Source organism: Mesorhizobium sp. B2-6-1 (assembly GCF_006440475.1).
GTDB lineage: Bacteria > Pseudomonadota > Alphaproteobacteria > Rhizobiales > Rhizobiaceae > Mesorhizobium.
This window is the reverse complement of sequence record NZ_VFUH01000003.1, coordinates 382,499-394,954: the sequence shown is the minus strand read 5'-3', so window position 1 is coordinate 394,954 and position 12,456 is coordinate 382,499. Positions and strand designations below refer to the sequence as shown.

At 65.1% G+C, this 12,456-nt stretch carries 8 protein-coding genes; 5 read left to right on the top strand and 3 right to left on the bottom strand.

Annotation, left to right across the window (positions count from 1 at the left end):
• Nucleotides 1–19 precede the first annotated feature (19 nt).
• The gene (locus FJ443_RS09640; RefSeq protein ID WP_140500115.1) at nucleotides 20–634 is read right to left on the bottom strand and encodes a TetR/AcrR family transcriptional regulator; all 615 of its coding nucleotides are present in this window, start codon (nucleotides 632–634) and stop codon (nucleotides 20–22) included.
• Between the two features lie 302 nt (nucleotides 635–936).
• Here FJ443_RS09640 and FJ443_RS09635 point away from each other — a divergent pair, with 302 nt between their 5' ends.
• Genes FJ443_RS09635 through FJ443_RS09625 form a run of 3 tightly spaced genes read left to right on the top strand, consistent with a single transcriptional unit; the run spans nucleotide 937 to nucleotide 4,690 of the window.
• The gene (locus FJ443_RS09635) at nucleotides 937–1,416 is read left to right on the top strand and encodes a (2Fe-2S)-binding protein (protein ID WP_140500117.1); all 480 of its coding nucleotides are present in this window, start codon (nucleotides 937–939) and stop codon (nucleotides 1,414–1,416) included.
• Nucleotides 1,413–2,396, top strand: coding sequence for a xanthine dehydrogenase family protein subunit M (locus FJ443_RS09630; RefSeq protein WP_140663677.1), 984 nt, complete (start codon nucleotides 1,413–1,415; stop codon nucleotides 2,394–2,396). Before FJ443_RS09635 ends, FJ443_RS09630 begins: the two co-directional genes overlap by 4 nt.
• Nucleotides 2,393–4,690, top strand: coding sequence for a xanthine dehydrogenase family protein molybdopterin-binding subunit (locus tag FJ443_RS09625; protein ID WP_140663674.1), 2,298 nt, complete (start codon nucleotides 2,393–2,395; stop codon nucleotides 4,688–4,690). Before FJ443_RS09630 ends, FJ443_RS09625 begins: the two co-directional genes overlap by 4 nt.
• 147 nt (nucleotides 4,691–4,837) lie before the next feature.
• Here the strand turns inward: FJ443_RS09625 and FJ443_RS09620 are convergent, their stop codons facing one another.
• Complete coding sequence (locus tag FJ443_RS09620; protein WP_140556434.1) at nucleotides 4,838–5,980, bottom strand: helix-turn-helix transcriptional regulator; 1,143 nt, start codon at nucleotides 5,978–5,980, stop codon at nucleotides 4,838–4,840.
• A 199-nt stretch (nucleotides 5,981–6,179) separates the two neighbouring features.
• Between FJ443_RS09620 and FJ443_RS09615 the strand changes: the two genes are divergently transcribed.
• On the top strand, nucleotides 6,180–7,139 hold the full coding sequence (locus FJ443_RS09615) for an AraC family transcriptional regulator (RefSeq protein ID WP_140516087.1): 960 nt from the start codon (nucleotides 6,180–6,182) through the stop codon (nucleotides 7,137–7,139).
• A gap of 176 nt (nucleotides 7,140–7,315) precedes the next feature.
• A complete protein-coding gene (locus FJ443_RS09610; protein ID WP_318012682.1) occupies nucleotides 7,316–11,452 on the top strand; it encodes an autotransporter domain-containing protein in 4,137 nt (1,378 codons plus the stop codon).
• 51 nt (nucleotides 11,453–11,503) lie between these two features.
• Here FJ443_RS09610 and FJ443_RS09605 read toward each other — a convergent pair whose 3' ends face one another.
• On the bottom strand, nucleotides 11,504–12,385 hold the full coding sequence (locus tag FJ443_RS09605) for a DMT family transporter (RefSeq protein WP_140516091.1): 882 nt from the start codon (nucleotides 12,383–12,385) through the stop codon (nucleotides 11,504–11,506).
• Nucleotides 12,386–12,456 lie beyond the last annotated feature (71 nt).

Genomic DNA, 12,456 nt, shown 5'->3' with positions numbered 1-12,456 from the left:
GGCCAGTCTCCAGTCGCCCTCACCTAGCCTTGGCGGCGCCGAACCGCAATCCGTCCATCAGCAGCCGGACCAGCCGGCGCGAGCGATCGCGCCAATCCGGGGTGTCGGGCGCCGAATAGATGCCGCCCAGCGCGTGCAGCACGTCGGACGCGTCGACATCGCCACGGATGGTGCCCTCGGCCACCGCCGCCTCGACCAATTGCCGCAACGCCGCCGAGACCCGACCCGACGTGTCGGAATAGAGATTGGCATTCGCCGTCAACAGGATCCGCAGGCTGGTCGCAAGCCCTCGCTTGGTGGCGATATAGTCGACGAAGCGCCGCATCCATTCTTCCAGCGCCACGTCGGACGGATGCTTTGCCGCCAGTTCGCCGGCGGCCGCGCACAGCCCCTCCACCTCGCGGCGGTAGACCACCTCGACCAGGTGCTCGCGTGTCGGGAAATGCCGGTAGAGCGTGCCGATGCCGACGCCCGCGCGGCGCGCGATCTCCTCCAGCGAGGCGTCGATCCCGCGCTCGGCGAAGACCGACGCCGCCACCTCGACCAGCCGGTCGCGGTTGCGCTGCGCGTCGGCGCGCAGCGGCTTGGCCTCTGCGGTCTTCTGGTCGGGGATGGCGGACGGCTCTGCGGCCAATTTTTTCTCCACTGTCGAAATATGGGGCTTGAACCCCATCGGGTCAGCCCCCACGTAATAAACGGAGGCACCTCCGCTTTAGTGGAGCACCTTTATCATATAATCAGGGGAACCGGTATGTCACGTGCTGAAAGCTTGCAAGCCAAAGCCGATTTCCGTCAGGGATTGGTGAAGGCGCCGAAGAGCGTAATCTCCCCCCGCACGGGGGGAGATCGGCCAAGCTGACCACATTGCGCCTTGCCCTTCCCCGCCCCGACACCACTTCATTTCCCTCAGCGTCAAGCAACTGGAGCCAGACGCCCATGACGAACACCACAATCCCCGTCCATCTCGATATCAACGGCCAGCCGCATACGCTGGACCTCGAACCGCGCGTCACACTGCTCGACGCCTTGCGCGACCGCCTCGGCCTGACAGGCACCAAGAAGGGCTGCGACCACGGCCAGTGCGGCGCCTGCACCGTGCATGTCGACGGCGAGCGCGTGCTGGCTTGCCTGACGCTCGCGGCACAGGCCGAAGGCCGCACCGTCACCACCATAGAGGGGCTTGCACGGGAGGGCGCACTGCATCCCGTGCAGGCTGCCTTCCTCGATCAGGACGCCTTCCAGTGCGGCTATTGCACATCGGGCCAGATCATGTCGGCGGTCGCCTGCATCCGCGAGGGCCATGCCGGCTCCGATGACGAGATCCGCGAATACATGGCCGGCAATCTCTGCCGCTGCGGCGCTTATCCGCACATCGTCGCCGCCGTGCGCCAGGCAGCGCTGGAGGCCGCGTCATGAGGGATTTTTCCTATCTTCGCGCCAACTCCGTCGACGCCGCACGCCAGGCGGCCGCCCTGCCCGGCGCCATGCTGCTGGCCGGCGGCACGACGCTGATCGACCTCGCCAAATGCGGCGTCGCCGAGCCCGACAGCCTGGTCGACATCACCCATCTCAAGGGGCTGGACACCATCGAGATCGACGAGCGCGGCGCCGTCATCGGCGCGCTCGCCAGGATGAGCCATGTCGCCGACCATGCCGGCATCAAGGGCGGCTTTCCCGCTGTCTCGGAGGCGCTGTGGCAGGCGGCTTCGGCGCAGCTCCGCAACATGGCGACCGTCGGCGGCAATCTGATGCAGCGCACACGCTGCCCCTATTTCCGCGATCCTTCGAATTTTGCCGCCTGCAACAAGCGCGAGCCCGGCAGCGGCTGTTCGGCGATCGGCAGCGTCACCAGGGGCCATGCGGTGCTCGGCACCAGCGAGGCCTGCATCGCCACGTATCCCGGCGACCTCGCCACCGCGCTGGTCGCCTTCGATGCGGTGGTCCATCTCGGAGAACGCCGCGTCTTGGTCGACGACTTTTTCCTGCTGCCCGGCACCACGCCTCAGAAGGAACACGCGATCGAACCGGGCGAGATGATCACCGCCATCGAAATCCCGGGATCCGCCGCCGCCCGCCGCTCGAGCTACGTGAAGGTCCGCGACCGGCAGTCTTACGAGTTCGCCGCCGCCAGTGCCGCCGTCGGCCTCGAACTCGAGGCCGACGGGCGCACCGTCCGCGACCTGCGCGTCGCGCTCGGCGGCGTTGCCACCAAGCCCTGGCGGGCGCGCACCGTGGAAGAGGCGCTTAAAGGCAAGGTGCTGGAGCCTGAGGTTGTCCGCGCGGCCAGCCTGCTCGCCGTCGAGGGCGCCGTCGACCATGGCGCCAACCACTACAAGATCGAGCTCGCGCCGCGCGTGGTGGCCAGAGCGATCCTCAAACTGGGAGAAGCGGCATGACCGTTCACATCGCAAGACATGGCGACGCCTCCGACGGCGTGCTGGCACAAGCCGTCGGAGGCCGGCTGTCGCGCGTCGACGGCCCGGCCAAGATCACCGGCGCAGCCAAATACGCCGTCGAACAGCAGCTCGAAGACTTGGCCTATGCCGTGCTGGTCGACAGCACGATCGCGTCCGGCAAGGTGCGCGCCATCGATACGGCGCAGGCTGAGGCGGCGCCCGGCGTGCTGCAAGTGCTGACGCCGGACACCATCATGGCCCTGAAAACCGCGTCGGACTGGTTCGGCACGCCCCCGCCCGACAAGCCTTATTGCCCGCTGGCGCGCGACATCAGCTTTTCGGGCCAGCATGTCGCCGCCGTGGTCGCGGAAACCTTCGAGCAGGCGGTTGCGGCAGCGGCCCTGGTCAAGGTCGACTATGACGAGACGCCGGCCATCGTCGACCTCAACGATGCCAAAGCCGGCGACGGCATTCCGATCGAGGCCATGACCAAGGAATGGGGCGACGCGCAGGCTGCCTTTGCGTCCGCCCCGGTCCGGATCTGCGCCGCCTACAACACGCCGCGCGAATACCAGGCGCCGATGGAGCCGCACGGCCTGATCGCCCGCTGGGAGGGCGACCGGCTCACCGTGTGGGAGCCGAGCCAATGGCTCGATGGCATGGCGCGCACCTATGCCGAGTGGTTCGATGTGCCGTTCGAGAATGTGCGGCTGGTCTCGCCCTATATTGGCGGCGGCTTCGGCTCCAAGGCGCTGGCGCTCGGCCACGGCGCGGTTGCCGCGAGTGCAGCCAAAATGCTCGGCCGGCCGGTGCGCCTGGTGATGACGCGCCCGCAGACCTTCACCGGCTATGGCGGCCGCGCCGCGACGCGCCAGACGGTGGCGCTCGGCGCGGATGCGGAAGGAAAAATCCAGTCGATCGTGCATCGCGGCGTCAATGAAACGTCGATCGATGGCATGTGGGTGGAGCCGTTGGCCTCGGTTACCTCGATCATGTACGCGACGCCGAACTTTTCGTCCCGGCAGAACGTCGTGCGGGTGAATTCCGTGGTGCCGGGCGCCATGCGCGCGCCGGGCGAGAACCCCTCGGCCTTCGGCATCGAAAGCGCCATCGACGAGCTCGCCTATGAGGTTGGCATCGACCCGCTGGAGATCCGGCTGCGGAACTATGCCGAGCAGGACCCGGAAGTGAAAAAAGCCTGGTCCACCAGGCAGTTGCGCGAGGCTTTTGCCACGGGCGCCGAGCGCTTCGGCTGGGCCAGGCGCTCACCGGAGCCGCGTTCGATGCGCGACGGCAACCATCTGATCGGCTGGGGCGTAGCCGCCGGTACCTATCCGGTGCGGCGCGCCTATGGCGAGGCGATCGTGCGCATCCTGGCCGACGGCTCGGTGGAGGTCGAAAGCTCTTCGATCGACATGGGCCAGGGCACCTACACCATCCTGGCGCAGACGGCGGCCGAGACGGTGGGCGTGCCGGCCGACGACGTCGTGGTGAAGCTGGGCGATTCTCGCTTCCCCCGCGCCGGCGTCGCCGGCGGCTCGCGCCTGGCCGGCGTCATGACGGGCGCCGTCTACAAGGCCGCGACCTCGGCGCTCGACCAGTTGGTCGGGTTGGCGATCAGCGACCCGCGCTCGCCCTTCCATGCGCTGCAGGCCAACACGCTGGTCGTCGCCAATGGCCGCATCACCGCACCGCGTGGCGACGGCCCCGATGTGTCGATCGCCGAGCTCCTCAAAAGCGTCGGCCGCGATCGCATCGAGGCGACAGGCGATACCATGCCGGCCAATTCGAGTGCCGAGGACCGCTACAGGAACTACACCACCATCGCCATGGCGCTGCCGCACACCGAAGGCGACTATTCCCGCCATTCCTGGTGCGCGCATTTCATCGAGGTCCGGGTCGACGAGGATTTCGGCACGGTGCGCGTCTCGCGCGTCGTGTCGGCGCTGGATTCGGGACGGCTCTACAATCCGAAGCTGGCGGAAAGCCAGTGGAAGGGCGGCATCATCATGGGCATCGGCCAAGCGTTGCTGGAAGAAGGCATCATCGACCGCCGCCACGGCCGCATCGTCAACAACAACCTCGCCGACTATCTGGTGCCGACCAATGCCGACATTCCCGACATCGAGGTGATTTCGGTCGGCATCCCCGACCCGCACTCCTCGGTGCTCGGCGGCAAGGGCGTCGGCGAACTGCCCATCGTCGGCGTGGCGCCGGCGATCGCCAACGCGGTGTTCCACGCGACGGGGAAAAGGGTGCGCGACTTGCCGATCACGCTGGAGAAGCTGATCTGAGCGGTGGAAGCGAGTAATCTCCCCCCTTGAGGGGGAGATGGCCGGCAGGCCAGAGGGGGGCGGCCAGGCGCGATCCCGGCGAGCGAGCGCTTCGCGCCGGAGCCGCTCTGGAGGCGGTGAGCCGATCTCGCGCTGCGGACTACGCCTTCAGCCTGAATGCGCTGCCAGGGGCGTGCCTATGTCCGAGACGAGCTTGACAAGATCGGCTTGGCGTCTCGTCCCGGTTTTGGCGAAGATACGATTGAGGTGTGTCTTCAAGGTGTTTTCGCCGATGCCGAGCGCCAAAGCGCTCTTCGACGCCGACAATCCGCTGCCGATCCGCAGCAGGACCCGCGCCTCCGCGGGCGTAAGGTCGAACAGCGTGGTCAGGACGGCCTCCGGGAGAGGAGAAGCCGACGTCGTGGTCGATATGAAGACAGCCGCGCATGCCGGCCGGAAAGCCGCGCGCGCGGTTCCTTCGGTCAGCGGCAGCACATAGGCGACAGCGGCCGGCCGGCCTGGGGCCGAGACCGGCAGTCCTATGCCCCGGGCGCCAAGCGAAGCATCTGCGTTCGCGGCGCTGGCGATCGCTTCCAGCAGGGCGCGGGCGACCGCCGGATTCTGCGCCTGGAGCAGGCCGTTCCTGGAAAGAATCGGACCTTGCGCCGACAACATCCGTTCGGCAGCGCCATTGGCATGGAGGATGGCCCCGTTGGCGCCGGCAAGCACGACAGGCACTGCGAGATTGTCGAGCGCCTGGCGGTAAAGGCTGGCGGTAACGCGAGCCTGGTCGAGCAGGTCTCCGATCAGGGAAGCACGGCGCAGATGCGGCGAGAGCAACGCCAGGAAATGTTGGTCCTCGGCTGATATGATCCCCCTGTCGGCCCATGTGGTGCAACCCATGAGCCCGATCCGGTCCGATGTGTGGACGAATTTGGTGATGCAGGCTTCGCGCAATCCCTGCGGTTTGGCCCAATTCTGAAAAAATGCCGTCTGCCCGAGTTCGGCTTCGCTCATCAGCGACAGCGTCGCGACGGGCGTGTCGACGTCGCCGATGACCGCCGTCTTCAGACCGGGAATTGCATCAAAGTCATAGTCCTGGAGCACGCGCATTTGCACGGGATCCCAGGGCGATTGAGCGGCGAAGCGGCCATGATTGTCGGCGGTGCTGGCGAGCGCGATGGTTGTATAGGCCGCGTCCATGGCCGTCGTGATCCGGGTCATGACCCCGGCCCAGCCTTCCGGGTTCAAAACGCAATCGTAGATATCGCCGATAATGGAACCAAGGACTTCGCTGCTCAGCCTCTCCACCACGCCTCCAGACACACTGCGATCTCGCCTCGGAGAATTTTGTGGCGTCATACTTTTGGATGACGCCACTCCTGGCCGATCTCGATTAGGATTCAACTCGATTGCTTGACGCCAGCCGCCACTGTTGCCGGTTATTCTGCCGATTGAAAGTATGGCGATCGGTATTTTTTAAGCGCGGATACTTTATCGAGGTTTTCCATTGTCGCGAAAGACGGTGTTTTCATCGGCTCAGTTGCCGCCGCATCTTGGCGAACGCGAGCGATTTTCCCTGTGGCAGGACATCCACGTCGCGGAAATCTGGTCGGTGGAATACGGCATATCGGAAAACCTGCCCTTCGAGGCCTCGATCGAAGCCACGGCTGTCGGTTCACTGGTTCTCGGTCAGATGTCCGGAACGATCAAGCAGGCGACAAGGAAGGCGAGCAACATCGCCGAGGACGACAATGACGGCTATTTGCTGTTGATCAACAAGGCCGACACCCTCTTGTCGGGCGTGCAGGTCGGCCGCGAATATGCCGTCGGTCGGGGAGAAGCGGTCCTCGTCACGGCCTCGGAGGCGCTGAAAATGACCGGTGCCGACAGCAATATCTGGACCAATGTGGTGGTCCCACGCGCGGTCCTCATGCGCGCCTTCCCGCAGATCGACGACCGGCTGGGATTGAAGATCGGCGCCGACAACGAAGCCCTCGATCTTCTCAAGCGCTATTGCGAGCTTCTTGAAAGCGGCAGCCCGCTCGCCTCGGCCGATCTCATAACCCATGCGACGGACACGATCGTGGACCTGATCGGCCTGGTGACCGGGGCGAAAGGCCGGGCTGCCGAATTGGTCGGCCTTCGCGGCCTGCGCGCCGCCAGGCTGGAGGCGATCCTGGCAACGATTGCCGAGGATTTTGCCGATCCTGGCATCTCCGCCCAAGGTGTCGCGCAACAGCTCGGCCTGTCGGCGCGCTACGTCCATGATCTCCTTCAGGAAACCGGAGTGAGCTTCTCCGAGCGCGTTCTCGAACTGCGGTTGCAGAGCGCCCATAGGATGCTCTCTCAGAGACACAGCGACATGCGGGTCAGCGATATCGCGATGACGAGCGGGTTCAGCGATGTATCGTATTTCAATCGCTGCTTCCGTCGCCGTTTCGGCTATACGCCGACCAGCGCCAGATAGGTTGCGGCATTTTCTGTGGCCGGCCCTGGCGCGGCGTCCGATTCTCTCTTTGAGAGGCCGGTGGAGCGGCACCTGCGCGATCGTGGCGCAGAACTGCCACAGTGCGCGCAAAAGGCTCGGCTTTTCGCTCCAGTCCAATTCCAGTGCGGCCCTGCCCAAGACAAGCCCGAGCTCCAATGACATGTCAGCCTCAGGGTGAAATGACTATCATGTCAGGGGTTTGGATGCCGCAGAATGGTTTTGGTGGCCGCAGGGCTAACGCATGGAAATATCTGGCGCTGACGTCGACCGCGCTGGTCGGACTCGGCCAGCCGATCGCCGCGACGGCGGCCGATGCCTGGACCGGCACCACCTCCACGGATTGGTTTACCGCCGGAAACTGGAACGCTGGGTCAGTGCCGACGGCGGCCGATATTGTATATATCAGCAATTCGACACCGAATCCGACTGTTATCAACGCTGGCAACGCTTTTGCCGACGATATTTACCTTGGCTTTGTAGCTTCTTCGGACGGCAGCCTTGTCATTTCGAACGGCACGTTGACGACCGACCGAGCATTCTTATCCTGGGGGGATAACTCCACTTCTGATGTCACCGTAACAGGTGCGGGTTCCTCGTGGACCAGCAGCAGTTTGGTGGTTGGTAGTTTCGGGCTGGCTACGCTCGATATCCTCAATGGCGGTGTCGTGACGGATGCTGTGGGTATTGTTGCGGGCGGCAGCAACGTTCAAGGCGTCGTAAAGATCGATGGCGCCGGCTCAACGTGGCTTAACACTGATAGCCTCACGGTCGGCAGTTCCGGCGTTGGTGCGGTAACGGTTTCCAACGGCGGCAACGTCATCAGCGACAGCGCCTATATTGGCCAATATTCAGATTCGATCGGCTCGGCGACGATCGATGATGCCACCTGGACAAACAATGGAACGCTCTATGTCGGCCATGATGGCGACGGCGCGTTGATAATCACCAACGGCGGTGTGGTTAGCAATGCTGATGCCATGGTGGGCTACAGCACCGATTCAGCCGGTAAGGTGATGGTCGATGGCATCGGCTCAACCTGGCTCAACAGCGGGAACTTGTCCGTCGGCGTCGACGGGACAGGTACGTTGATGGTCTCGAACAGCGGAAAGGTCAGCAATACTTCAGGTTATATTGGCGCCTCCGCGGGTTCGACCGGCAAGGTGTTCGTCGACAACTCGACCTGGACAAACAGCGGATCGCTGAGTGTCGGCGATTTCGGCACCGGCACTCTGGCGATCAGCCATGGCGGCGACGTCAGCTCCAATGGGGGGACTATTGGCGCGAATGCCGGCTCGACCGGCAGCGTGTTCATCGAAAATGCCGGCTCGACCTGGACCAACAGTTCCGACCTGGCTGTCGGCGATTTCGGCACCGGCACGCTAGCGATCAGCAACGGCGGCGCTGTCAGCAATGACAAGGCCTATGTTGGCAAGTCGGCGGGCTCGACCGGCATCGTGATAGTCGTCGACTCAACCTGGACAAACAGCGGGTCGCTGATCGTCGGCGATTTCGGCAAGGGCGCTCTGCAGATCACGCAAGGCGGCGCGGTCAGCAACAGTTGGGCAACTGTTGGCGCGAAGGCGGGCTCGACCGGCATCGTATTCGTCGACGGTGCCGGCTCGACCTGGACAAACAGTTCGGACCTGATCGTTGGCGATCAGGGCACAGGTACGCTGACGGTTTCGAACAAGGGCACGGTCAGCAATCAGAACGGCATTTTGGCAAATGTTGCGGGCTCCACCGGCACGGCGACGGTCGAGGGTGCAGGCTCGACCTGGGCCAGCGTAGCCCTTTTCGTCGGTTTCGCCGGCACGGGCGAACTGAACATCCTCAACGGCGGCGCGGTCAACAGTGGCCTGGGCTTCGTTGGTTTCGGTTCGGGTTCCGCCGGCACAGTGACCGTCGACGGCGGGGGATCGACCTGGACAAACAGTTCCAACCTGTTCGTCGGCGATCAGGGTACTGGCACGCTGAATATCTCGAACGGCGGCAAGGTTAGCGATACCACAGGCTATGTGGGCGCATTCTCTGGCTCGACCGGCACGGTGACGGTCGACGGCGGGGGGTCGGCCTGGAACAACAGCTCGGACCTGTTCGTAGGCGGTTTCAGCACGGGTACTCTGACGATCTCGAACAGCGGCACGGTCAGCAATGGCTGGGGCTATATCGGCTACGTTGCCGGTTCGACCGGCATGGCGGCGGTTGACGGCGCGGGATCGAAGTGGACGAACAGCGGGGACCTCTATGTCGGAGGCTTTGGCACGGGCACGGTGACGGTTTCGAAAGGCGGCGTGGTCAGCAATGGCTTGGGCTTGGTTGGCTACGCCGCAGGTTCGGTCGGCACGGTAGCGGTCGACGGCACAGGCTCGACATGGGCCAGCAGCGGAGATCTTGATGTCGGCGTTAGTGGAACAGGCACGCTGACGATTGCCAATGGCGGCGCGGTGTCGAGCGGCGGCGTGGTCAACATCGCCGCCATGGCGGGCTCCGTCGGCACGCTCAACATCGGTGCGGCGAGCGGATCGCCAGCGGCGGCCGCGGGCACGCTCAATGCGGCGAGCGTCCAGTTCGGGCCGGGCGCGGGTGCGATCAACTTCAACCACACCGATACGAACTACGCCTTCGCGTCGGCGATCGGTGGCGCAGGCACGATCAACCAGATCGCCGGCGCGACGAACCTCACCGCCGATTCGAGCGGCTTCACCGGTGCCACCAATGTGGATGGCGGGCGGCTGGCCGTAAATGGTTCGCTGGCCAATTCGCTGGTGACGATCTTCGGTGGCACGCTGGGCGGCAACGGCACGGTGGGCGGTGTCATGGCGCGGTCGGGCGGCATCATCGCACCCGGTAATTCGATCGGTACGCTCCACGTCGCCGGCAATCTCGACCAGGCGGCGGCCTCGATCTACCAGGTCGAGCTGACCTCGACCGGCCAGTCCGATCTCATCCACGCGACGGGCACGGCGACGATCGCCGCCGGTGCGGTCCTCGACGTGATCAAGACCGACGCAGCACCTTACGTGGCGGGCACGCATTACACCGTGCTGCAGGCAGACATGGGCGTCACCGGCACCTACACGCTCAGCGGCCTAGGCCCGTTCACCGGCCTTTTCGCGAGTTACGACCCGACGCATGTCTATCTCGACGCGACGCAGGCAAAATCCTTCGCCGAGGTCGGCCTGACACCCAACCAGATCGCCACCGGCGGTGGTGCCGAAAGTCTTGGCAGCGGTAATCCGCTGTTCGATGCGATATTTGCTTTGCCGAGCGAAGCAGCCGCCCAGGACGCCTTCGACCAGCTTTCCGGGGAAATCCATGCCTCGGCCAAGGGCATGCTGCTTGAAGACAGCCGCTTCGTCCGCGACGCCGCCAGCAATCGCATTGCTGCTGCCTTTGGCGATGGCGGCGCGGCGGCGCTGCCGGTCATGGCCTATGGCGAGGGTGGGCCGGAAATGGTGGCGGCCGATACCGACCGCTTCGCTGTCTGGGGCCAGGTGTTCGGTTCGTGGAGCAACACCGACAGCGACGGCAATGCCGCCGCCTTCGACCGCTCGACCGGCGGCCTGTTGGCCGGCGCCGACACTTTGGTCGGCGGCTGGCGTGTCGGCCTCATCGGCGGCTACGGCCATTCCTCCTTCGATGCCGACGACCGCGATTCATCGGGCAAGAGCGACAGCTATCATCTCGGTCTCTATGGCGGCACCAACTGGGGCGCCATCGCCTTCCGCAGCGGAGCGGCTTATAGCTGGAGCAGCATCTCGACCAGACGCTCGGTTGCTTTCAACGGCTTTGCCGATCAACTATCAGCCGACTACGATGCCGGCACCGCGCAAGCGTTCGGCGAACTCGCTTACAAGGCTGATGCCGGTGGCTTCAAGTTCGAACCCTTCGCCAACCTCGCCTACGTCAGCGTGCACACCGACGGCTTCACCGAAACCGGTGGTGCCGCGGCGCTGACCAGCGCCAGCACAAACAACGACGCCACCTTCACCACGCTCGGCCTTCGCGGCGCGACCGACTTCGCGCTTGGCGGCATCGATGCCACCGCTCGCGGCATGCTCGGCTGGCGTCACGCCTTCGGCGATGTCACGCCGACCTCGGTCTTCGCCTTCGCCGGCGGCGATCAATTCACCATCGCCGGCGTGCCGATCGCCAGGGATGCCGCGGTGATCGAGGCCGGCCTCGATCTCAACATGTCGGCCAATGCGACGCTCGGCCTGTCCTATACCGGCCAGTTCGGCAGTGGCACGGTCGAGCAGGGCGCGAAGGTCGATCTGGGCGTGAAGTTCTGAACGACGGTGGCGAAACCGGGTTTGCAGCACGAACCTGCACGTTGATCCGCCCTACTCCGGCGACGGCACCGGCGGCTTCGACGTCAGCGCGGTGCCGGCGGCCGCGACGATGACGGCGGCGATGCCAGCCAGTTGCGGCGCGGTCAGGCTCTCATGCAGGAACAGGAAGCCGGCCAGCGCGCCCAATCCTGGCTCCAGGCAGGTCAGCGTGCCGTAGATGCGGGCCGGCATCCGGGTCAGCGCCACCATCTCCAGAAAGAACGGCAGCGCGCTCGAGAACAGGCCGACGAGCAAGGCACTGACCAGGATCGACGGCGCGAGCAGGCCAGCTCCCGCCTGCGCCACGCCGAAAGGAAGCACCAGCACGGCGGCGATCGCCATGCCGTAGGCGGTGGTGCGGGTGCCGAGCTCGGCGCCCGCCTTCTGCGCCAGCACGATGTAGAGCGCCCAGAAACCGCCAGCCGCCAGCGCCAGCATCACCCCAGTCGGATCGAGCGGCTGGAACGAACGGATGAAGGGTGACAACAGCACGATGCCGGCGACCGCCAACGCGATCCAGGCAAAGTCGCCCGCCCGCCGCGAGGTCAGCGTCGCCACCAGCAGCGGTCCCGAAAACTCCAGCGCGACCGCAACGCCGAGCGGAATCGTGGCGAGCGCGGCGTAGAACAGGAGGTTGAGCGCGCACAGCGTTACCCCATAAGCGACCAGCCACGGCATGGTGGCGCGCGAAGGCCGCATCTGCCAGGGCCGCAGCACGGCGATCAGCATCAGCGCGCCGACGACCAGCCTCAGCGTCGTCGTGCCCTGCGCGCCGATCACCGGAAACAGGCTCTTGGCGAAAGTAGCGCCGATCTGGATCGACACCATGGCCCCCAACAGCGCCATCACGGGCAAAGGCGCCGCTTCACGACCGACAACCGGCGTCGATGTCACTTGATCCCGTCCTCCGTGCGCCATCAGGCAAACGCTGCGTCATGGGAGATAGGGCGAACCGGCCCGTCCGT

What these genes read in the sequence shown, in the direction of transcription:
- FJ443_RS09625 (WP_140663674.1), top strand. Translation starts at nt 2,393, where the DNA reads ATGACCGTTCACATCGCAAGACATGGCGACGCCTCCGACGGCGTGCTG.
- FJ443_RS09635 (WP_140500117.1), top strand. Translation starts at nt 937, where the DNA reads ATGACGAACACCACAATCCCCGTCCATCTCGATATCAACGGCCAGCCG.
- FJ443_RS09610 (WP_318012682.1), top strand. Translation starts at nt 7,316, where the DNA reads ATGACATGTCAGCCTCAGGGTGAAATGACTATCATGTCAGGGGTTTGG.
- FJ443_RS09630 (WP_140663677.1), top strand. Translation starts at nt 1,413, where the DNA reads ATGAGGGATTTTTCCTATCTTCGCGCCAACTCCGTCGACGCCGCACGC.